Origin of the sequence: Acididesulfobacillus acetoxydans (assembly GCF_902729405.1) — a bacterium.
Taxonomy (GTDB): Bacteria; Bacillota; Desulfitobacteriia; order Desulfitobacteriales; family Desulfitobacteriaceae; genus Acididesulfobacillus; species Acididesulfobacillus acetoxydans.
Genome location: NZ_LR746496.1, coordinates 3296935 through 3318616 on the forward strand (window position 1 = coordinate 3296935; position 21682 = coordinate 3318616).

The 21682-nt window shown below is 51.4% G+C and carries 22 protein-coding genes, 4 pseudogenes and 1 riboswitch; of the genes and pseudogenes, 7 read left to right on the plus strand and 19 right to left on the minus strand.

Translation table 11 applies throughout. The features are described 5' to 3' along the window. Positions 1 to 90 precede the first annotated feature (90 nt). The 3 genes from MNU25_RS14685 to MNU25_RS14695 all read right to left on the minus strand — a co-directional run bounded on the left by MNU25_RS14685 (position 91) and on the right by MNU25_RS14695 (position 2940). Positions 91 to 1248 carry an N-acetylmuramoyl-L-alanine amidase family protein gene (locus MNU25_RS14685; protein WP_240985748.1) on the minus strand — a complete coding sequence of 386 codons (1158 nt, stop codon included), beginning with the start codon at positions 1246 to 1248 and terminating at the stop codon, positions 91 to 93. A gap of 846 nt (positions 1249 to 2094) precedes the next feature. Continuing rightward, complete coding sequence (locus tag MNU25_RS14690) at positions 2095 to 2688, minus strand: hypothetical protein (protein ID WP_240985749.1); 594 nt, start codon at positions 2686 to 2688, stop codon at positions 2095 to 2097. Between the two features lie 81 nt (positions 2689 to 2769). Then, on the minus strand, positions 2770 to 2940 hold the full coding sequence (locus tag MNU25_RS14695; protein ID WP_240985750.1) for an aspartyl-phosphate phosphatase Spo0E family protein: 171 nt from the start codon (positions 2938 to 2940) through the stop codon (positions 2770 to 2772). Positions 2941 to 3205: 265 nt separating this feature from the next. On the opposite strand from MNU25_RS14695, the gene MNU25_RS14700 reads away from it, so the two are divergent. Next, positions 3206 to 3427 carry a 4Fe-4S binding protein gene (locus MNU25_RS14700; RefSeq protein WP_240985751.1) on the plus strand — a complete coding sequence of 74 codons (222 nt, stop codon included), beginning with the start codon at positions 3206 to 3208 and terminating at the stop codon, positions 3425 to 3427. A 452-nt stretch (positions 3428 to 3879) separates the two neighbouring features. Further along, positions 3880 to 5664 (plus strand): Stk1 family PASTA domain-containing Ser/Thr kinase, encoded by a 1785-nt coding sequence (gene pknB, locus MNU25_RS14705; RefSeq protein WP_240985752.1) that lies wholly within the window; start codon positions 3880 to 3882, stop codon positions 5662 to 5664. 79 nt (positions 5665 to 5743) lie between these two features. Here the strand turns inward: pknB and MNU25_RS14710 are convergent. Beyond that, positions 5744 to 5902, minus strand: a pseudogene (locus MNU25_RS14710) (divalent metal cation transporter); the annotation flags it as partial. An 8-nt stretch (positions 5903 to 5910) separates the two neighbouring features. Beyond that, positions 5911 to 6069: riboswitch (M-box (ykoK) riboswitch) on the minus strand. 421 nt (positions 6070 to 6490) lie between these two features. On the opposite strand from MNU25_RS14710, the pseudogene MNU25_RS20605 reads away from it, so the two are divergent. Further along, positions 6491 to 6629: pseudogene (locus MNU25_RS20605) on the plus strand (multidrug resistance efflux transporter family protein); the annotation flags it as partial. A gap of 51 nt (positions 6630 to 6680) precedes the next feature. Beyond that, entirely contained in the window at positions 6681 to 6956 is a 276-nt protein-coding gene (locus MNU25_RS20610) for a multidrug resistance efflux transporter family protein (RefSeq protein WP_420838688.1), read from the plus strand. A gap of 42 nt (positions 6957 to 6998) precedes the next feature. Here MNU25_RS20610 and MNU25_RS14720 read toward each other — a convergent pair whose 3' ends face one another. The 4 genes from MNU25_RS14720 to lepB all read right to left on the minus strand — a co-directional run bounded on the left by MNU25_RS14720 (position 6999) and on the right by lepB (position 10694). Continuing rightward, complete coding sequence (locus tag MNU25_RS14720; protein ID WP_240985753.1) at positions 6999 to 7352, minus strand: carboxymuconolactone decarboxylase family protein; 354 nt, start codon at positions 7350 to 7352, stop codon at positions 6999 to 7001. 553 nt (positions 7353 to 7905) lie between these two features. Continuing rightward, a complete protein-coding gene (locus MNU25_RS14725; protein ID WP_240985754.1) occupies positions 7906 to 8364 on the minus strand; it encodes a DUF1285 domain-containing protein in 459 nt (152 codons plus the stop codon). A 251-nt stretch (positions 8365 to 8615) separates the two neighbouring features. Beyond that, entirely contained in the window at positions 8616 to 9803 is a 1188-nt protein-coding gene (locus tag MNU25_RS14730) for an ATP-grasp domain-containing protein (protein ID WP_240985755.1), read from the minus strand. A 351-nt stretch (positions 9804 to 10154) separates the two neighbouring features. Then, positions 10155 to 10694 carry a signal peptidase I gene (gene lepB / locus MNU25_RS14735; RefSeq protein WP_240985756.1) on the minus strand — a complete coding sequence of 180 codons (540 nt, stop codon included), beginning with the start codon at positions 10692 to 10694 and terminating at the stop codon, positions 10155 to 10157. Positions 10695 to 10960: 266 nt separating this feature from the next. On the opposite strand from lepB, the gene MNU25_RS14740 reads away from it, so the two are divergent. Then, entirely contained in the window at positions 10961 to 11524 is a 564-nt protein-coding gene (locus MNU25_RS14740; RefSeq protein WP_240985757.1) for a TetR/AcrR family transcriptional regulator, read from the plus strand. A 38-nt stretch (positions 11525 to 11562) separates the two neighbouring features. On the opposite strand, the gene MNU25_RS14745 is transcribed toward MNU25_RS14740, so the two are convergent. From MNU25_RS14745 to MNU25_RS14760, 4 genes are all read right to left on the minus strand, one after another. Next, positions 11563 to 11970: a phage tail protein gene (locus MNU25_RS14745; RefSeq protein WP_240985758.1), complete on the minus strand. Its 408-nt coding sequence runs from the start codon at positions 11968 to 11970 to the stop codon at positions 11563 to 11565. A gap of 23 nt (positions 11971 to 11993) precedes the next feature. Next, positions 11994 to 12626 (minus strand): nitroreductase family protein, encoded by a 633-nt coding sequence (locus tag MNU25_RS14750; RefSeq protein WP_240985759.1) that lies wholly within the window; start codon positions 12624 to 12626, stop codon positions 11994 to 11996. 209 nt (positions 12627 to 12835) lie between these two features. Continuing rightward, positions 12836 to 13282, minus strand: coding sequence for a class I SAM-dependent methyltransferase (locus MNU25_RS14755; RefSeq protein ID WP_240985760.1), 447 nt, complete (start codon positions 13280 to 13282; stop codon positions 12836 to 12838). Next, positions 13200 to 13505 (minus strand): class I SAM-dependent methyltransferase, encoded by a 306-nt coding sequence (locus MNU25_RS14760; RefSeq protein ID WP_240985761.1) that lies wholly within the window; start codon positions 13503 to 13505, stop codon positions 13200 to 13202. Before MNU25_RS14760 ends, MNU25_RS14755 begins: the two co-directional genes overlap by 83 nt. A gap of 146 nt (positions 13506 to 13651) precedes the next feature. Between MNU25_RS14760 and MNU25_RS14765 the strand changes: the two genes are divergently transcribed. Next, on the plus strand, positions 13652 to 14251 hold the full coding sequence (locus MNU25_RS14765) for a TetR/AcrR family transcriptional regulator (protein WP_240985762.1): 600 nt from the start codon (positions 13652 to 13654) through the stop codon (positions 14249 to 14251). A gap of 462 nt (positions 14252 to 14713) precedes the next feature. Beyond that, the gene (locus MNU25_RS14770) at positions 14714 to 15016 is read left to right on the plus strand and encodes a zinc-ribbon domain containing protein (RefSeq protein ID WP_240985763.1); all 303 of its coding nucleotides are present in this window, start codon (positions 14714 to 14716) and stop codon (positions 15014 to 15016) included. Between the two features lie 55 nt (positions 15017 to 15071). Here the strand turns inward: MNU25_RS14770 and MNU25_RS14775 are convergent. The 7 genes and pseudogenes from MNU25_RS14775 to nifV all read right to left on the minus strand — a co-directional run. Next, positions 15072 to 15176: pseudogene (locus tag MNU25_RS14775) on the minus strand (ectoine/hydroxyectoine ABC transporter ATP-binding protein EhuA); the annotation flags it as partial. A gap of 22 nt (positions 15177 to 15198) precedes the next feature. Further along, positions 15199 to 15441: pseudogene (locus MNU25_RS20345) on the minus strand (helix-turn-helix domain-containing protein); the annotation flags it as partial. Positions 15442 to 15444: 3 nt separating this feature from the next. Then, a complete protein-coding gene (rlmD, locus tag MNU25_RS14780) occupies positions 15445 to 16533 on the minus strand; it encodes a 23S rRNA (uracil(1939)-C(5))-methyltransferase RlmD (RefSeq protein ID WP_240985764.1) in 1089 nt (362 codons plus the stop codon). Between the two features lie 209 nt (positions 16534 to 16742). Further along, a complete protein-coding gene (locus MNU25_RS14785) occupies positions 16743 to 17039 on the minus strand; it encodes a hypothetical protein (RefSeq protein ID WP_240985765.1) in 297 nt (98 codons plus the stop codon). Positions 17040 to 17670: 631 nt separating this feature from the next. Continuing rightward, positions 17671 to 18498, minus strand: coding sequence for a CPBP family intramembrane glutamic endopeptidase (locus tag MNU25_RS14790; protein ID WP_240985766.1), 828 nt, complete (start codon positions 18496 to 18498; stop codon positions 17671 to 17673). Positions 18499 to 18523: 25 nt separating this feature from the next. After that, entirely contained in the window at positions 18524 to 19858 is a 1335-nt protein-coding gene (locus MNU25_RS14795) for an acetyl-CoA hydrolase/transferase family protein (RefSeq protein WP_240985767.1), read from the minus strand. Positions 19859 to 20130: 272 nt separating this feature from the next. Then, entirely contained in the window at positions 20131 to 21258 is a 1128-nt protein-coding gene (nifV, locus tag MNU25_RS14800) for a homocitrate synthase (protein WP_240985768.1), read from the minus strand. Between the last annotated feature and the right edge of the window lie 424 nt (positions 21259 to 21682).

Sequence of the window (21682 nt, forward strand, 5' to 3'; positions counted from 1 at the left end):
TCCCCTCAGCTTCGACCAGGTCCCGCCAAGTTTTAGCCACGCCCGGTGAACCCCGGTACAACTGGCCTCCCCACCTTCCGGCTCAGTCTGCTATCTGTTAGACCCGCTGCCCTTCCCGGCCGCGTGGTCGGCAAAGTAAGCCGCAATGCCGTTGGCTATCCCCGTGGCCGCTTCCGTCTGCCATTTCGCCGTCTCCATGGCGCTCGCGGTGTCGGGGTTTGTCATAAAGCCCAATTCCACCAAAGTCGAAGGCAGATCATTAAGGCGTAAGACTTCGTACGGCTGTGCTTGTAAGCCGAAGACGGATTGCCCCGTGCCTGCAGCCACCGAATCGGCTACATCTGCGGCCAAATCCTTGCTCAGAGGCCAATTTTTAACCGCCATAGGATTAATGGTGTCTCCCACGTGATTTGTATAAGGGGCAACGCCGTTTTCAAAATAAGTTCCCAACACACCGGTAACGGCAGGATTGCTAACCCAGTTACAGTGGACACAGACAAAGATATTGGCTCCAGACTTGTTTGAGATAGCCGCCCGTTCAGCCAAGCCGACGTAAGTATCCGTTGTCCGCGTCATGATGACATGGATGCCCCGTGACCTTAAGATGTCCTTAAGCCTTAAGGAAACGGCTAGCGTGATCGCTTTTTCGTCCAACTTATCCTTGTCGGGGCGAATGTCTGAGTTGGCATCTACCTTGTACGGAACCTGTGCCCCCGGGTCTTTGCCTCCGTGACCCGGATCGATCACGACCGTGTACCCTGAGGGATGGGCGGGAACGGAACCGCTGCCGGACGGTATATTTCCGGGGCCGGCGCCCGGGGACACACCACCCGGGGCAGGTGTCGGAGGTACCGGAGAAGGGTTTTCCTGAGGAGGTGCCTTCCCGGATACTTTGTCCGGTCCGCTTGGGCTTTGGGCCGGCGGCTGAAAATAGCTGAGGAAAAAAGTCCGGGCGTCGGTCATATCCGCCCCGGTAAGAGAAAACAGACCGCGCGAAATTAGTTGTTGCTCTGCCGTATCCAGCGCTGCCAACTGCGCCTGGGAATACCCCGGCAACCCTTCGACGAGAATCTCCTTGAAAGGAAAATTCACTTTTTGCAAGAAGTGAATTAATTCCCCCGGGATCCCTTGCCCCAAAACATAATCCAACCCCACGAAGTAAAAGAGGACAAAAAACCCCGTGGTCACGACCCCAACCCAAATCCTGAACAGCCTCTTTTTTGTGCCCAGAAGCGCGTTACTCGACAATAACCTGTCCTCCTTTCTCCTAACAAATATGAAGCTGGGGTCTGTTCTAGAACTCCAATCCTTCAAGGAAAGGCAAGTTTTTAGCCGCGGTGAGCGATGGTTTTTTGGCTGGGTGAAGTTTTCCGGCATTGCGAATTGACATATTCCTTTTACCATTCTATAATAATAATTACTTTAATGTCTGAAACGTCAGTCAGGCATTCTCAGGTACACAACCACGGACAAGAATAAGGAGGGGTTCACGATGGCTGTCTGCGCTAAATGCGGTCAAGAAGTTTCAGATGACGACCTCTACGAAGACCATGGACTGCTGGTTTGTGACGACTGCAAGGTGAACGGGACAAGACCTATTTCTAAGCCGTGCGGAGGTGAAAGCTAAGCATCCTGCAACTGGGGCGTAACGCAAATTTGAGTCCGCCCGCAACTTATCTGGATTCACGTTCTGCTTATCTGTGTCCACGTTCTGCTTATCTGTGTCCACGCATAACTTGTTTAGGTCCGCCGCAACTGTAATCTTACTCAAGCATTGACGAGAAAGGTCCCGGGGACTCACGCTTCCCCGGGACCTTTTTGCTCTTATGAGACTGACTTGTCTCGCCCGTTCATAGGGCCGTTCTTCATGTCCGCTGTCCCGCGGCGTCTTCGGGACGCCGCGTTACCTCTCTGCCGTTCAAAGCGCCATTGTGGCTCTCTGCCGGTCATAGTACCGTTCTTCCTCATGGGCGTTCACAGTGCCGCTCTGCTTTTAAGCCTAACACCCTTTGCCTCTTGGTCAGTTGTTCACCAAACTGTTCTGCCTTTCGCCCTTTTCGTTTACGGCACCGTTCAAACTATCTGTTCTGTATTCTACTTCTTTGCCGCCTGCTTCTTGGAAAGGAACTTGTAAGCCCCGCTTACCATTGCCCCCAGGCATCCCCCGAGCAGGGCAGTCTCAAGTTGCACGAGACCCATGCCGACTGCAAAAACGGGAGCTGCGGCCGCCGGTATAACCGCCAGTTTGATCAGCACCATTGCCATAGTAAAAAGGAAGCCCGCCTTCAGGAGTGCCGCCGCCAGCAAGGTCGCCAAAAAATAGACTCTCTTCCCCACGTACAAGTATTTAAAGGCAAATACCAGGATTGCATTCCCAATCCATATGAATGGGATCATGTAAAGCAAGACAAATTGAAACGGCCCAAAGAGATACGTCCCCAGCAAGGCGGCCAAACTGGGGAGGATCACGAGCGAAGCCACTTCGCCCCAACCCTTCATCGTGACGGCCGTCATAATAAGCACGAAATTGACCACAGACCCCACTAACAACTGTGGGTGCTGTAACAATAAGGGTATGGAGACGCCCAACAGGGCCAGAAAGAGATACTGGAAAACCTCAGCGGCCTTAGTCGTATCGTACATTCTCTTGTTCACAAGAGTGTCAGCCTGCCGTCCTACTCCACTCATTTCATTGTCCACCCCTCCCATCCGTTTACTTCATTGTATTCCAATCCTCTTCAGGTATTCTTTGCTTAGCGGTTGCCGTGATCACCAAAAGCTCAGCTGCTGGTAACGATTAGCTTCATAATATTGATTGAGCAGCTGATCGAGTTCTTGACTCATTCGGATAACTTTGGGATCCTTGAAACCCCTTTCTCCGCCAGATTTATTGAGTTTTCTGCGGAGTCTCTCGATTCTTCGCTGAAGAATGCTTTCCATCTCGATTCCTCCCCAACTCTCGCCTTTTTTACACATTTTACCTCAGAGGGGCAGGGTATGCAAGCGCTTTAACCTCGTAATTATTCTAAAGCGGTACCCGGGATCAACTCGGCACGATTCGAAACCGATTCTGCATCGTTTGGGACCGGTCCGGAACGATTTTGCCCAACTGCCCGCACAAACCATTGCTCAACCCCGCCACAACCGTTATAATGAATCATACCCCCGTGGGGTAACTAGATGCTTAAGGCGGAGGAGTAAAGACATGAAAATAGCTTTTGTCAATCCCAGTAAATGCGACGCCTCACCCGTGTGCCCTTCCCGGCGCTCCTGCCCGGTGAAAGCCATCACTCAGGAGAAAACAGGATTCTTGCGGCGCGGTCCCGCCAAAGTCGATACCGCTCTTTGCACGGGTTGCGGCACCTGTATCAAAATGTGCCCGCACGGAGCGATCTCCTTTAAACAAGGCGCCAAAAAGCCCAAGTAACCCGGCGCCGCGGGAGGACGCATAATCTTCCCACTCTGAAAACGTTCTGATTATTGAGAGGACTCCGCCAATGAGACGCCGGATCCGGGCAGGTGATCCATTCCGAATCCGGTACCCCACACCGAACCGAACCGCCTGTGAAACCTCCTTGGAATCTGCCTCACGAACCCCCCGAAACGTCCGCTTTACGTTCGTATTAGTAAAGAGGGGGTATGCGGAGGAGTATCCGGGTTGAGACGCCCATACCTGCCCAATCTGGGTCGGTACGCCGTTGCCTTCCCGGTCGAAGCCGAGGGACCTATAGAGTGAGGTGCAATTGTCTTCCGACAAGTAGGCACGATTCCCGAAAGGTCAATATCTGCGATAAACTAATTAAAACACGTGTCTTAATATAACGTGAGAAAATAACCAGCTCCGCGTTATCGGAAAGATTCTAGGTAGGGTGTAGTAAAGTGGGGAAAATCTTTGGTGGCCGTTATGAGATCAGAGATAAGATTGGCGCAGGCGGAATGGCTATTGTCTACAGAGCTGAAGATTTATTGCTTAACCGAATCGTCACTGTCAAAGTGCTGAGGGAGCAATTTGCCGCGGACGAGGAATTTATCACGCGTTTCCGGCTTGAGGCCCAGGCCGCGGCCGGCTTATCACATCCCAACATTGTCTCGATTTATGACGTAGGCCATGAGGGCGAAACCGAATACATTGTGATGGAGTATGTACAGGGACACAACCTGAAGGAGATTATCCGGGAGCATGCTCCTCTTTCTCCCGGACGCTCCCTTTACCTCGTAAGGCAAATCGCGCGTGCCATAGGCCATGTCCATGAACACCACGTCATTCACCGGGACATAAAACCACACAATATCCTGGTAACTGCCGACGACTGGGCCAGGGTCACCGACTTCGGCATTGCCCAAACGGCGGAGGCCACCACCTTAACCCATACGGGGAACATTGTCGGATCAGTCCATTATCTTTCCCCTGAACAGGCACGAGGTGAGCCGAGCGGTGAACAATCCGACCTTTATTCACTGGGAATCATTCTTTACGAACTTGTCACAGGCAAACTTCCGTATGACGGCGAGACACCGATTGCCGTTGCCTTGAAACATGTGCGGGAACACCCGGAATCCCCGCGTCAACTCAATCCGCAAGTAAGCCCTTCTCTGGAAGCCATTATTATGCGGGCCATTGCCAAAGACCCCGAGCAGCGCTATCCTTCCGCCCAAGCCTTCTTGGCGGATCTTGACAAGATTGAAGCCGAGCAGTCTGTGGCGGGGCCAAACAATTTAGGGAACGGCTTCGAGAACGGCGATATTGAGAAGACCCAGATACACCAAGGCCCCACCGCCGGCATGATGACCGGTGGCGGCAATGGCAATCCTCCGGCGGCTCCGGCCCGATTGGCTCATGCCGGCAATGCTTTGGCGGCCCGAGTCAGAAAAACTGTCCTCAGACGCAGGTTCTGGGTTGGGCTGGGCGCGGCTGCAGCCGTCTTTTTGGCGGCCTTGTTTTGGTTGCACAGTTATGCGAGCGCCGAAGAAGTAACGGTACCGGCAGTTACCGGTCAGACCGTCACAGAGGCGGCAGCCATATTGGGTCAAAGCCATCTCCGGCTGGCCCGCGAGATCAACCGTGAAAACAGTAACGAGGTCGCAAAAAACCTTATTATTCAGCAGGAACCTGCGGAAAAATCTCTAATAAAGACGGGTGGGGATGTCCGGATTTGGGTGAGCAATGGTCCGGCGAACCTGACCATGCCCGATGTTAAGGACCAAGACCCGCCGCTCAGCAAAGACGCCGCGCTCGCCCTGATCAAGGGTGTCGGCTTCATTAACGCTCCCCTTTTTACTTATGTTCCAAGCCCTCTTGTCCCCAGCGGCGCTGTGATTGACCAGAACCCCGCTCCGGACACCCCCTGGCCGGCGAACGGGAAGATCCGGATCACCCTAAGCTCAGGACTGCCTGCGCTTTCGATGCCGGATGTGATCGGCATGTCTTCAGAAGAGGCTGAATCCGCACTTACCGGCACCCCTTACAACCTGGCGGTGGTGATCGCCGTTAAGGATTCCCCGACTTATCCCCGTGGCGCGGTGATGAGCACCGATCCCAACCCCGGAAATCCCGTAGAGCAGGGAACCACGGCCACGGTTATAGTTTCGAGCGGCTCGGAGCCCGAACCGCCTGGCAGTATACCATCTGACGCTCATGGCCACAAAAAAGGCCCCAAACCTTGATCAAGAAAGGCCGTGGCTAAAGCGGCACTCACATTACACAAGACACCGCCTTAGTGAGACTATGGGCGGTGTCTCTTTGGTCGGCCAGACCTTTGCCGGTGATGGCCCCCATGCGGGCACTCATTTCTTGCACCACGATCAAGGCCAATGTCATCGGGATGAACACCCACAGAAGCTTAAACCCGAAATGAGCACCGGCGACTGAATAGGTTGTGATTCCACCCGCATCGTTATTCATCCATAACTCCAAGTCTCCCCTTGTCAATAGCTAAAAAGCCGCCCCACAAGAAAGGCCGACTTTTCGCGTCTTGATCAATTTAATACCTGTTAACCCATTAGCGTCTCTCGACATTTCTGGGCAGTGGCGTGTGGTCTATGCAGAAGCCTCACCTAACGAAGAATCTTCAGTTCCCCCTTAAGTTATCACCAGATTTGCGGCCTGTCAAGCGTTTTAGCCGTCTTTTCGGCGATTTAGTCCCAAAGAGTGCATTTATCCTGAATTAGATCGGGGAAAGGCCGTTTCGCTAAGCCTCACGAAATCGTATCCTCCCAGCCCCGAAGCGGCACGACCTTACCTAAGCATCAGGATGATGTGCACAAGCATTATGCTGATACGCATGATCGTGGCTGTGGTGGTTTTACCTGCTCCACGATAAATGGTAAAATGACTGGGGATGCTTCGTCAGAAAGAGGTGCCTAACCTTTGAAAGCCATCGCACTGGGTATCTTAGCCTCATTCTTTTTCGCCTTTACTTTTGTGCTCAATCGAGCCATGAATCTTGCCGGGGGCAGTTGGATCTGGAGTGCTGCCTTGAGATATCTGTTCATGCTACCGCCCCTCTGGATCATCGTTGCCGCACGGAGGAATCTCAAAGACCTTTTCTCCGCCATGCGAGCCAGGCCCCTATCGTGGTTGGGCTGGAGCACCGTGGGTTTCGGCCTGTTTTACGCCCCCCTCTGTTTTGCGGCTTCTTATGGCCCCGCTTGGCTGGTGGCCGGCATGTGGCAGATGACCATTGTGGCTGGTTCTCTTCTTTACGGCCACCAATACGACCCGGGGCGATATGCACAAACTGGCAGCCGTGGAAGCGACGCAATCCGGAGAGCTCATTTTTTCATTATTGGGGGAAGTCTTTCTTCTGCACGGGAATTATCCTTCGGCACTCTCTGGTGCCGGCATCGCCCTTATCGTGTTGGGTATGATTGGGCACAGCCTCGCCTCACACAAGACGAAAAAACGAACTTCAGTGGCCGACCCGGTGTCTGGAACATTCAGCGACAAGCTTTCATAGTTTTATGATAGCCTCAAGCAAGCAACAAGAAAGGGGGTATTGTTATGGTGACAACCGCGACATCTCTTCCATCACCTGCCGGAAACCCAGAAGACCTGTCATAGTCTTTGGAAAACCCGCAGTCGGAGCCACCAGCAGAATCGCATGCTCAATCTCTTCCGGCGTACAGCCGCTCTTGAGTGCCTTTAAAATATGCGTTCTCAAAGCATAGGGGTATTGGCAGCCCGTGGATAAGGCCACTTTAATGAGCCAGCATATCTTCTGGTCGAGCGGTCCGCCTTCTTCATGTACTAACTGACCATATGTTTCATAAGCTTGATATATGTCTTCGTGCCGTTCCATGAAATACTTTAGATTCTTTTCGATCACGTCGGCATTGTCAAAGTAGTCCTTCATGGCTATTCTCCCTCGACCCAATATAACCTCTGCAAACTGTTACGCTCTTGCATTTTTGTGCTTTGATTCTTTCCCTAACCTGCTGCCGGGTTCCCCCATTTCAGTTCTTCCACTTACTCTTCCCGCAGGATGAAAAAATATTCCTGATCCAAAATACACATTCAGCCACTTTATGAAAGCCACACCATCCCGGGCGCCTCCACAAGCCGGCGAAGAAAGGGCTATTTGTTCGAGGGCGGAATGCACTGGCTGACAGGTTCGTCACCAAAAACCTCCCTTAACAAGCTTCGGCGTGAAGTGGGCGCTTTGAATGATACCGTCAATGTCTATAACCACTATCCCTTTTTAGCCTTTGAATATCCTCAAATCCTGCGGATATCATATCTCCGGTTACGCCGACGTCACCATGCCGGGCTCGGACGGGCTGGCTTTTCTAAGCCGCCATTCAGATCGGCAAAGGCACTGTTGGGAAAATGCGATGGAAGGGGCCGGACAGCGATTACAATCCCTTGAGGCTGAACCATCTCTAATTGGTTTAGTACGGACGAATACCCTAAAAGCGCTCCAGCCTGTCCCTTTCGACTTCTTCAATGAGCCATTCATTGTCTCCGTATCTGATAAAGTAACGTCCATCCCGCTCGATCAGGTTTTTGCATAACTCACAATAGGAAGCACGCGACAACTTGGTGTCATACTGCCAGAATAATGAGATGTAGGGGATATTCTCTTTCATGACAATACAACCCAAGGGCAGGGGGAGTTTCCTGCCGTCATAGAGCTGTATCATGGGCTGACCAACCTGTTCGCTTACCGATTGGACAAAAAAAGGAGCGTCCTCCACACTGACAGGGTATAATTGATTCCGCCAGTTGATTTGATATTTGCCATAATCGTCTTTTGTAAGATGGGACGCAAATAACTTTATAATTTCCTCATTGACCATCTCCACCCCGTCGGCATACCATATCCCATTCTTATCAATATGAACTTCGGGTCCGCTAAAATCACCCATGATATGTCCCCCTCCCCCTTCATGCGGCACCCCTGTCAATCAGTCACTAGCGCGTGCTCAAATAGCGGTCAAAGGCTCAATGTCCCTTAACTTCATACAACCCTGATGCCTACGCGCCACTACATACATAATTTTACCCCAGAGAGTTACGTCTTACAATCCTTGCTTGGCGGCCAAGGGTTACCACTCGACCCCACTCCATTCCATACCCTGGCCGCTTTTACATCCAGATATTCCTAGAACACGGTATCTTACTTTTGGCCAAACCGAGGCTCATTATGAATCATAAATTCGCGGTAATCCGTGTGTTGTACCCAGTCCAGCTCTTGGCGCCGATTCTCACCGGTTTCAATAAAGGCAAAGGCAAAGAGCCCATACTCGCGATAATCAAGCTTGCGAAGAGCCAAGACTTTGCTAAAACGCGAGGCGAAGCCCTCATAATCGATACCAGTCATTTCTTCCTGCCGTTGCTCCTTGGGAACGTCCCCTACGACGATGCTATAGACCTTGCCTTCCTTACCGTCTAGGCACTCTGACCAATTTGGTTCCTTGTCCTGCCAAAAGTATTCGTAAACATTGATCCCATAAGCATAAGAGGCGATGTCGGTCGTGCACCAGCCGGCAAAGCGCATCGGGTTAAACTCAATCGGATAGATTTCTCCCGTTGGCGTCACACGCACTTCGATGTGCAGGGGCAAGTTTTCAAGGGGTGTGAGTTCACCGATCCGATCCAGGAAGTGTTGAAAGCGAGTCAGGTTGCCTTGAATGATCCCTTTCGAGGTGTAATAGAGACGGTCACGGACATCCGCGGCGGTGGCAAACTCATGCTGCAGGATGTTGAGAATTACAGGTCGGCCCGAGGCATTAAAATAGGCGTCGATGGCATATTCCTCACCTTGCACATACCTCTCAATGAGAAACTTCCGGAAATTAACCACTTCCGCCGGATACTGCCGGCGCACTCTCTTGATAAGACCGTCGATTTCGTCAATTGCTCCCGCCCACTCTTGGGAGTTGCTGATCTTAAATACCCCCAAGCTTAAGAAACCGGTGACCGGCTTGAGGATCAAGGGCAAAGGCAGCGCATTGATGTCGAGCCCCGCAAGTTCTTCAGCAAGTACAACATTGTACCAGAAATCAGGGTACAGGGGCTTAAGCAAATCGCGAAATTTCGCTTTATCTTTGAACAAATCGAGCCGGCCCGGCAGCCGGCTGAACCCCAGGTGTGCATGAATCCAAGGGATGGCATCTTCGGAATTTATGTATAGGGGGAATTCCGTCCCCCGTTCGAACGCTTGGATGAACGTCTTTTCGTCACGCAGTTGCCGATCAGATACTCCCAACCTCCTGGCGGTACTGTTGTCCAAAACTGCGACTCCCAGGTCACGCACCGTCTGCAGCAAAAAATCAGAAACATACGGTTTTTCTAAAATAATCATAGGTTTCCCCTTCCAAAACTCCTGGTTAGCAATTTATTGTCGAATAAAGCAGAAAGACCTGTTGCCAGTCGATACAGTCTAACCCTTCTTTATAAGTAAAGATGATTTTCACCCCCGTATCAACCTCGTGGATCCGTTCATTATTTCGTCCGCGGCCGGGTGGAACCTGGCCTTGTCGCTGCCGGCCTTTGCCGCACTCCTGGCCGGATTGTTGATTTGGACCTTGCCTGAAACCAAAGGACGTGATCTATCCGCCGTCAAGTAAACAGGCAGGGGACCCCTGCCGGAGAATTTTTGCGATGGTGGTAATAGCTCCCTCCGGAATGGGGTCGCCCTCGTCAGAAACGTGCCCTATTTGGCCAGACTTCCAAAATCATTTGGCGGCCAGTACTTGAACATAGCCCTTCCTACAACATTTTTTGCCGGTAAAACACCCCATATATGGCTGTCTAGGCTGTCATTGCGATTGTCCCCCAAGACAAAATATGAATCAGCCGGAACCTTGATCGGGCCATAATCGTAATCTGGTTTTGCCATTTCATATGGCTCATTTAAGGCCTTGCCATTGACAAACACCTTGCCGTCTTTAATTTGCACAGTATCTCCCGGCAAACCAATGACTCTCTTAATCCAAAGGTCGCCGGTAGGGTTATTAACGTCCTTGGGTGGATGGAAAACTATAACATCTTGTCGATTAATTCCCGAGAATTTGTAAGCGATTTTATCCACCATTACCCTATCCTGCAACTGAATTGTCGGCAACATCGAGCCTGACGGAATCGTCATTGCTTCTACTACTGTACTGCGAAGGCCCCAGGACAATACGAAAGCAAAGACTAGGATCTGCACCAACTCAAAAACTGCTTTTTTAGTACTGCTGTGTTGAGTCAAGACCTTTGTCCTCCTTTGTCACCATTAATCCCATAGTTAATGCTCTCATCATACCATATTCCTGAGATGATTGCACTGAGAGGCAATGTACTGTGGACCCCCGCTTGGCGAGGTTTGACCGCTGTCCACCTAACCCACAAGCCCCTCACGAGCATCCGTACCAACTCATATAAAATCTTACCCATCTTACCCAGAGGTATCTCGACAGCAGGGAAATCCGCGTCTATACTATTGATTATAAATTCAATGAATAGGGGTTCAATCATTTGGGCATTCGTGAGAGACAAAAAGAAAAACGGCGGGAAGAAATTCTGGCAGCCGGGCTTGATTTGTTCATTCGCAAGGGATATGCCGCCACAAAAATAAACGATATTGCTGAACGTGTCGGCATGAGTACGGGTCTTCTATTCCACTACTTCGAATCTAAGGAAAAGCTGTATGAAGCGCTGATAGTCCTCGGCATTTCAGTGCCAATGAGTGTCATGGCTCCCACTGAAAGGGAACCCCTAGAGTTTTTTCGGGTTACCGCAGAACAGATTTTTCACTACATCCGAACCGAGCCGTTTGTCGCGAAAATGTTTGTCCTAATGAGCCAGGCGTTCTATAACGAAGCGGCGCCGCCTAGTATTAAAGAATTGTTAATGGGTTTTGACATCTACACGCCGACAACTTTGCTTATTCAAAAAGGTCAGGCCAATGGTACAATCCGGCAGGGTAATTCTCACGCACTGGCAATCGCCTATTGGTGCGCCATTCAGGGTATTGCGGAACAGATGGCACTAAACCCTGATGTTCCCTGTCCTAAAGCGACTGGATCGTTGATATCATAAGGAGGAACTCTTAATGAAGAAAGGGTTATTAACAATGTCTATTGCCTAGCAAACTTAAACTTCCCTTCTAACTCCTTGGGTACCCCCATCCCCTCAGAAAGCTTTAAGCCAACAGCCCGCTTCTTGGGGTCATCAACCGTATACATGACGTTGATCTCAAGCCCATCCTCATAAAAAACGTAGGCCATTTTGATATTTTCTACTTGAAAGCGCGACGTTTCCAAAGGCTTGGTCGCAAACTCAATACCACGTTCTTTCTTCAAAATCTGGTTTACATAATCTAGGGTCTCCGGGCTTTCCCCGGCTGGTACAACCGTAAATTCATGCTTGTATTTGTTCATAAAGTAACGGGCTTCATGAGCACGTAAACCCGCCAGCGCCTCTGCTACAGGGGAAGACTCTAAACCAACCGTAGACACATTTTTAAAATCTACGATGTATGACATTTCGGTCCCTCCCTTTATTGTGGTCATAAAAGCCAAGTTGTGATTTCAGAAACACTGGGATATTCCGGTCTTGGCGGGAGATTCAAGGCAGGATAACCAATCGCACAACCATCCATTTTGTACTCGCCAACGGGCAGGTTAACAAGTTTACAGAAATCCGAATTATCGCCCATCTGTCCTGTGATCGACACAAGCTGAAATCCCAAGCCGAGTTCAGTAGCCTTGAGCCACATGTTTTGCATACAATGAGCGATAGACTGCATCTGAGCTTCCGGTATACCTTTGGGTTCGGCGACGACAATGTAATAAGGGGCTGAGCCGATACCCAGTGGCCCTTGCTTCATCGTCATTTCTAACCTTCCCAAGAAGTTCTTGGCCTTCACACCGAACTCCGGGACTGCGTCACTCTGCCTGGAAAGTTCTTCAAATGCTTTCTGTGCTTGTTTCTGGACCACGTCCGCTAATTTCAAAAGCACCGAGTTACCGCGGGACACCACAACAAATCTTCTGGCGTATCTGTTTGAACTGCTGGCCGCAGCGAATGGGGCAAGCAGTCCGGCCTCAATCACCGATTCAATCAGACCTTTGGAAGGAATCTCATCCGAAAAATGACGGGTTGAACGCCGTTCCCTAATCACTTGATCTAAAACCGACATAAAGTAACCCCCCTACATGATATTTCAGAAGCCTATCTCTAGCATTGCCCCTTAATAGCATTCTACGCGCCGCGTTGTTTTCCTTCCGTGGAAACGGGCCAGGCTTTATTAGGAAAAGTAAGCACATCGTTTCTTCCGCCCTGAATTCCCAGGCCGGGTTATTCCCGGGTGGGCCGTAGAGTGGCTTACCTGCGTCTTCAAAGGGCGGACTATTTCTTATACATCCACACCTGAAAGCCAATGCCGCCCTTTTTGATTTCGTGGCCGGCGAAATCCGTGTCGGCGATCAGTGCCTCCAGTTCTTCGCCCGTATAGGCGCCGCTGCGCAGAACAGTCTGAAACGACAGCTTGACAAACCAGCGGTCAAAACCTTTTATGCCGGTTCTTTCTATTTCCTGTTCGATATCCTCTTTCGTGCAATTGCGATTCATGTCAATAATGAGCGCGGTTCCGCCGGGCTTGAGGACGCGATACATTTCCTGCATAGCCGTCAACGGCTTGCTGAAATTCTTAAAGGCGGCAGAACAAATAACGAAATCAAAGGTCCCGTCCCGTAACGGCAACGCGGAGGCGTTACCTTGTCTGAAATCGACCCCCACACCCTTGTCCCCGGCGTTTTGCTTCTCGATTTCCACAAAATCCGCTGAGTTCCACACCCGTAACGGAAAACCCCCGCGAAGCCAGTTCGATTGACAAGTAACCCGGCCCGGGAGCAATTTCCAAAATCTCTCCCCCGGCGGGCGCTGCTTGGCTGACGAGGTCGGCCATATAGCCCATTTCCGCAAGACGTGACTTACGGGTGTTCTTATCGTACCACTTTGCCATTAGACCGGTAATGGCGAGATCCTTTTTGCGGCGACCCTTCTTCATGAAAGACATTGGCCTGACTCCCTTCTCTTGCCGCGTTGACTTCCAAACCGTTCCGAGATAATATAATATCGCTAACACTGTTAGCCTAATGCTGTTAAGTATACGGTCTAACGGTGTTAGTGTCAAGGGCGTCTGAGACTTCTTGGGGTGATAAAATGGCGATTTCTAAGGAAACGATTGTGGAAGCTTCCGTAAAGATATTAAATCGTAACGGAATTGAAGGACTATCCATGCGGGCTATTGCAAAAGAATTAAATATCAAAGCGGCTTCGCTCTATTGGCACTTCAGCGGGAAACTTGATTTGTACGGGGCAATTGCAGAATATCTCTGTTCACGCTATGAAATGCCGGAGGAATCGGATGACCCTAAAGACTATTTGATTGCCAGCTATAGAGCATACCGCACCATGCTTCTCTCGACCAGGGATTCCGTCCCTGTCTTGGAAAATTCGATTCCCTACACACCGCGCAGAATGGAAATTATCCGCGCCATTTCCAAGGCGCTTTTAAAAATGGGCGTCAAGGAGCAAACCCTGACCACTATTGCAAATCTCTTAAACAATTATGTCCTCTCTTTCGTGGCGGACGAATGCCGCTTCAAGAATACGCCTCCGGATAAACTGCACGAAATCGATAAAATGCTATGTCCGCAAGATAAGTTGTTTCTCAGCATCCCAAGCGATTTCGACGAACAATTTATATATGGCTTGCAGGTGCTTTTTGCGGGGCTGGAAGCGTTGAAAAATCGCGAATAAACATCTTTAATTTGTACAGTATCTCCCGTCAAACCCATGACTCTCTCATTGCACTGAGCTGTGATCCGCCGCAGCCAGCCTAATCGTCCTCGCAACGCCTCTCCGTGCAGAGATCGTCCATCCAGCCCTCATCGTAGACCGAACCACAGTCTTTGTAAGGCACGGCACGTGGTTTGCCCATTTTATAAAGTTTGCAAGACTAAAGCCTTGGAAAGGCCGCTTGGCTATTTTGGTACTTTCGACATGGTCAAACAAGAGATCCTAGATACGATAGATGGAGACCGAGACCCATCTTTGTCAGTCAATTCCTGTGTCATTTCCTGTTGACATATCATCCTTACTCTGTTATACTTTAAAAGCTCGTTAGTTAAATGTGGATATACGAAAACCTTCTGATTGCCTAAGGCTATGGGAAGTTTTAAGTCCCACACCTGCGGGTAGAAAATTTAGGAGGTTTTTTAAATGTTTGAAGACAAAATCCTTACTTGCAGAGACTGTGGTGAAGAATTTACTTTTTCCGCATCAGAACAAGAATTCTTCGCTGAAAAAGGATTCACCAATGAACCCGGTCGCTGCCCTTCCTGTCGTGCCGCAAGAAAGCAACAAAGCCGTGGCAATAGTGGAGGATATAGTCGCCAACAACGTGAAATGTTCCCGGCTGTTTGCGCCGAGTGTGGAAAGGAAACCATGGTACCTTTCCAACCAACTGGTGACAAGCCCGTCTATTGCAGTGACTGCTTCCGGTCACGTCGCAATAATTGGTAAATCACTTTAAAAAGGACTTCCCAAGCTTTCCGAGCTTGGGAAGTCCTTTTGTCTTAAAAGCCATTTCGTGCGTGATGAGCAACATGGTCATGTTTCCCTCGGTCGCAATCTCTTTGAGCACACCCAGCACTTCACCGACCATCTCCGGATCGAGGGCGGAGGGCTTGACCGTCATGCCATTCGAGCACCTGCTCCTTTTCGCCTTGCAAATAGTCTTTTATTGCTTTTTGGACACTCTCCGACAGCCCGGTTTCCAAGTAAGTTTTTATGTTTGGTTTCCCGGCGGCTGTGTTTTCTTCCGGCTCTGTTTCCAGTGCCAACAGTTCCTCAATGGATAGACCAAGTGTTTTGGACAGTTTGGAAAGCGTTCCTGCGCCACATCGGTGCAAATGGGTTTTCCCTGAATAAATATCCGCGAGAGTTGCGCGTTACCTTTCACGTTGCAACAGCACTACAACTTCTGTATGCCTGGTCCACGGAAACATGTCAACCGGCTGGACCAAGCTCACTTGGTACCCGCCCCGGACGAGTCGGGACAGATCGCGAGCTAAGGTTCCGGGATCACAAGAGACATAAATAATCTTGCCGGGGCGGCAGCGCAGGATGTGATCAATGACGTCAGCGGTGACTCCGGCCCGAGGCGGATCCATAATGACTACGTCCGGCTTTCGAGGCAGCCTGGGAAGGTTCTTTTCTACTTTGCCCCCAAGGAAGTGCACATGTCCAAAGCCATTCAAATCGGCATTTCTCCGCGCATCTTCGACCGCGAAGGGGTTCTCCTCAATTCCATATACCTCGTGGGCGCCGCCGGCAACTATCAGCGACAAAGTACCGACCCCTGAATATAGGTCCCAAACGCACTCCTTCCCCCTCAGGTCTGCAAACTGCCGGACCAACGAATAGAGCTTTTCTGCCATGCTGTAATTAACCTGAAGAAAAGCCAAGGGAGAAACTTTAAAGTCAACTCCCAGGAAAGAAACCTCCATCATCTCCTGCCCCCAGAGAAGGAGCGGTGTATCCGCCGCCCGCACCGCCCAGGCACTTCCTACCTCCGGAATGAACGTCCTTGTCACTGCGAAATCTGAGTCCCTCCCTGAGATGGAGTTCTTGATCAACAAAAGCCCGTCTCCCGCACGTGACTCCCTCAGAATAATGTCTTCTATCCCCGGGAAACCGCCGATAACCCCGGATACCGTGTGAATCCAGGCATTCATGCGCTCACTGAGAAGGAGACAGTCGTGAAAAGGGACCGTAACGTGACTCCGGTTTTGATAATACCCCAGAACCGCCAGTGGCCCATTCCCTTGCGGCCCTCTCCCTTGCTGCGCAATTTCGCATCGCTCGTTCACTCCACCCGGAACATAGGCCTTGCCGCGGTGCAAAGTGACTTTATTGCGATAGCGCCAAGGAAAATCCATACCAAGAACGGGTTCCACCCGTACACGAACTTTCCCCACCCTTTCCAAGGCATCTTGGACCCAGAGATTTTTCCACAATAAGGTTTCTGCATAGTTCATATGCTGCAATTGGCACCCGCCACACACTCGAAACACCGGGCAAGGTGGGTCTTGGCGAACTGCTGCAGGTTGTATCAGCTTCACCAGCTTACCCCGTTGAAAACGCTTTTTCCGTTCTTCGATATGGACAAGGCCGGTTTCGCCTCGAAGCAGTCCTGGAACAAAAGTGACCAGGCCCCGGACATAGCCTACCCCGGCACCGTCGGAAGCTAAGCGAACACATTCCACTGAACACGCTTTTTGGGTTTCAACCCGAGTTTGTCTCTCGTTGCTTTCTTGAATTCGTCTTTGAGCTTTTTCCCGGTCCTCCCCCTGAGCCCCTCCTTGACTTTCCACTCGAATAGAAGCTCCGGTTTCGTCCCGAGCCGCTTCTTGTTGTGTTTCTTTTCGAGCTTCTGCTCGAGTTTCGGCTCGAATCCCCGCCTGAGTGTTGGGGCGGGTTTCTTCCCGAATGTGTTCTCGAATGTCTTCCCGTGAACTTTCGTAAGTTCCTTCCAGAATTCCATCGCCGGCCCCTATATCGCTCCCATAGCGAAAGCCTTCTTCGGTTTGTGCGTGAGTTCTTCCGTAGGTCTGTCCTTGAGTTCTCGGGTGAGCTTCTTCCTGAGTTCTTTGCTGAGTTCTTTCCTGAGACTTCTCCTGAGTTCTTTCCTGTGTTTCTTCCTGACTCTCTTCTCCAGTTTCTCTCATATATGAACAGCGCAGCCTTTCTTTCAAATTACCGCCATTACCGCCCAAGTCACTATAATAACCGCGAATTCGCCGGCCCCAGACCCCAGAGGAGCCGAAGGTACACTTATTCCCGCCAAAGTATAGCGGCGATTCCATCTGCCGGCGTCACACGCTGATTACCACACATGTCGTCACGAGACGTATAGGGTTCCATTTTGATCTGCAAAGACATGCGCCGCTGATTAACATATGTCGTCACGAGACAGAGAAAAGTTAGTACATATCGTTGCTAACACTGTTGCCAATTGCCGCGTATGCCTTACTCAAGATATGCTAACCTTTATATGATCAGCACATAGGCCCAACCTTTATACGATCGGCGAAGCCCTCTTTCCCTGTTAACGCACTTTGTTACCGCACTTTGAAGCCCGGCTCAAGCGGCCTGCTTACCGAAGCACAAGTGTTCTAGCGCTGCAGCCACAGTGCAAGCGCCATTAAGATATTCCAGGTGCCGTGGGCCAAAATAGACGGCCACAGGCTTTCCGTCTTTTCGAAAAGCCAGACCAGGACCAGGCCGCCGAGAAAAAGGGGCAAAAAACGCACCAGATCCAAATGCAGCACAGCAAACAACGCCGCGGTAAATATCATCGCTTGGCCCCGGCCATAATCTTGGCGCAAGGGAGGATAAAACAACCCGCGGAATATCGTTTCCTCTTTCAGGGGAGCGATAATTCCCCCCAATAAGAGAAGCAGATAAAACTCCCAGGGATACTTTGCGCTTTGCGCGGCGACCGCAAAGCTCTGCGGCACCGGAGTTCCGGCCCAGCGTGTGAGAATAGTCCCTATCAGACCGATAATGAGAAAGAGGAGGACTCCCACAACTAAACCCCAGAGGACATAGGCCGCCTTGGGCCGGACAAACCCCAGATCGCGCAAGGGCCGATGCAAACGCCGGAAAAGGAAAACCAGGGCTCCGGCATAGAGAACCCCGTCCATGATGTCGACGGCGGCAAAATGCACGATCCCCGCCACAGCCGTCAGGTCTTGGGGAGTGTTCAACAAACCGAGAGGCCATTCAATCAGACTAACTACGGCGATGAGCATTAGGGCCTGCCAAAGATTCCATGAGGGACGGCGCAGAGGCAGCCGCTCCTTATCACTTGCCGTCTCAAAGCTCTTTTCTTTCACAATAATCGCGGCCCGGCCGCTTCCGGCTTCGCCGGGACTGCAAAGGCCGTGTCCTCCTTTCGGCATCCCGGTCAGCCAACACTCTTGAACTGGCCAAAGAACCACCCCTTCCCATCCTGACGCCCTTCTCTTACCGCTTTTGGCTGTTGCGCCAGATTCCCATCTTCTCAGCCTCTTGAATCAACTCATCCCGGAAGTCGGGATGCGCAATGCCAATCAAGGCCTCGGCGCGCTGCCAGCTCGCCAGTCCCTTCAGATTAACCTTGCCGTACTCTGTCACAATATACTGTACACTCGCCCTCGTATCGGTGATGACGGCTCCGTAAGTCATGAGGGGCTTGATTCTCGACCGTGTCTGACCTGCCTTGTCGCGATAGGCAGCCGGCAAGCAAATGAAACTCTTGCCGTTCTTGGACAGGTAAGCGGCCTCCACAAAATCCAACTGCCCCCCCGAACCGGAGACCATGTTCGGTCCGAGAGTCTCTGAGCAAACCTGACCGGCCAAGTCCACTTCCAGTGCACTGTTGATCGAAACGACCCGCTCGTTCCGCGAAGCCACACAGGGGTGGTTCACGTAATCCACCGGGTAGGCCGCCAGGACAGGGTTATCCTTCATAAAATCATACAACCGTTGGGAACCCGCCGCAAATGAGAATGTCACCCGTCCCCTGTCGATCTGTTTGCGTCTGCCGTTAACCCGGCCCGCCTCCACCATATCGGCAAAGGCATCCACAAGCATCTCGCTATGTACCCCGAGGTCACGCAGGTCAGACTGGGCAATCATTTTTCCCAAGGCATTGGGCATGCCCCCGATACCCAACTGCACGCAGGCTCCGTCCTCAATATCCGGAAGTATTTGTCCGGCAATCTGCCGGTCAATATCGCTTACCGGCGGAGTCGGCAGCACAGGCAGACCCAGGTGACCTCCTTCGACAATATAGTCCACCTGGGAAATGTGAACGACATGGTCATACCCGCCCTGAACCTGAGGCATGTCTTCGTTAACTTCCACGATCACAGTCTGCGCTTTCTCAGCCGCAGCCGCAAAATGCGAAATCGTCACGCCGAAATTAAAATAACCGTGCCGATCCATGGGTGCCACTTGAATCATCGCCACGTCTGTGCGCAGGTTTTCCCGTATGTAACGCGGAACCTGGGAATACTTAATGGGAATGTAGTAAGCTTGGCCTTTCTGTCCGTATTGGCGTTCAAGACCGCTGTAGTGCCAGCTGTTCCATAAGAAGTGGCGAGCTTCGGGGTCACTTTCCAAAATGGCGAGGGGAGCGGTCAAAACCGCACCTCTCAGCTTCACATCCGTCAGTTCGTCCCGACGTCTGGCTAGGGCCTCATCCAGAAGTTTGGGCATACTGGCGGCCCAGCCAAATTCGATCCAATCGCCGCTCTTCACCGCCTTGACGGCCGTGTCTGCCGACACGCATTTCCTCCGGTATTCGCCAGAGAACATAACACAACTCCTTTCTTTCCGACACACCTTTCACATCAGGCTGATCCAAAGTTTTGTAACCGGAAACCGCAGAACCCAGTGCGGCTAAACCGACGACCGCAGACCGTAGAACCATGCTGCTTATGGATCACTGGACCGCAGCGCTTACCTGCCACAGAGCCGGCATCCACCGACCTGTACGGCGGCACGTCTCTGAAGTTCGTAGATTTAGCAGACTTTGCACCCTAATCTCTAGCAACCGCAGAACCGTAAAGCAGTCTGAGAACCATGCATTATCGTTGAGCCACCATATCTTCGAAAATGTAAACCAGTTCCTTGTCAAACAAAGAGCGTTTCATATCAACCGCCATGGCCCTGACCCTCTTCAGGAGTTCCTCCGCCTCTTCATCGCTGATCTCTTTGCCGTATTCGCTGAATTTCGCTTTGATAGCTGCGGTACCTGAATGTTTGCCGATTACGATCTGGCGTTCGAGGCCCACATCTTCAGGCTTGAACACCTCATAAGTCAACGGATTTTTCAAGGCGCCGTCCGCGTGAATTCCCGACTCATGCGCAAACATATTGGTCCCTACGATCGCCTTCCACACAGGCAGCTGCCGGCCGGAAGCACGGGCAACGTATTCCGACACCTCCCTGAATCGGGTCGTCGCAAAATTCAAGTCAGCCTCCCAAAGAACCTTAAGAGCCATCACCACTTCCTCCAGAGCGGCGTTTCCGGCGCGTTCCCCCAAGCCGTTCACAGTCACTCCCACATGGCTGGCCCCCGCCTTGACCCCGGCCAGAGCATTGGCAGTGGCCATGCCGAAATCATTATGGGTATGCATTTCCACATCAATCCCGACCCGTTCGATCAAAGTTTTAATCCTCTCATAGGTCGTGAACGGATCATTAATTCCTACCGTGTCACAGTAACGGATGCGATCTGCCCCGGCTCTTTTGGCCTCGCGAGCAAATTCAACCAGGAAATCCATCTCTGTTCGGGATGCGTCTTCCGCATTCACCGAAATGTAGACTCCCTGGCCTTTGGCAAATTCCGTCGCCTTGACCATACGCTCCAAGACGGCTCCGCGCGTGGTCATAAGCTTATGCTCAATGTGAATATCCGAAGTGGAAATGGAGATAGCGACCGCATCCACGCCGCAGGCCAAAGAGCTCTCAATATCACTGATAACCGCCCGGTTCCACCCCATAATGCTGGCCTTCAAACCCATATTGACGATGTCCCGGATGGCTCGCTGTTCATCTCCACCCATGACAGGGATGCCCGCCTCAATCTGATCTACCCCAAGTTCATCCAAAAGGCGGGCGATGCGTAATTTTTCCTGGTTAGAAAATACAACACCGGCCGTTTGCTCTCCATCCCGTAAAGTCGTATCCACGATCTTTAAATCTTGACTCACTTGAACTTCCCCTTTCCTGACCGGCGCTATTAACGGTGAGAGAACCCGTCTTGGATCTCCTTCGCCGGCCCCTCCTTGCCAAAGCCCCTTAGAGAGACGCACTGCAGCCTGTCCTATCCCATCCTATTCCCGGCTGCCCGACGGCATATTCTCAACCGGTTTCCCGCATTGCCTTGACTCCCGCCACCGCTCTGGGCGGCAGGAAACTCTATAGCAAGGTTTTAAGAATTGGAACCTTGTAGAAGCCAGGCTCAAACCGGCGCCGGCTTCACTCTCTGCAAAGGTCCTTACAACAGGATTCTTGGCTCGGCCTTATCTGACTCCCTCCCTGAAGGACTTCGCGGGACCTCCGCCGGATCCGCTGGCTTAACTTATCTCATTTGTTCCTATAGACTTTAATACTAGCACAAAGCCCTGTCGGTTT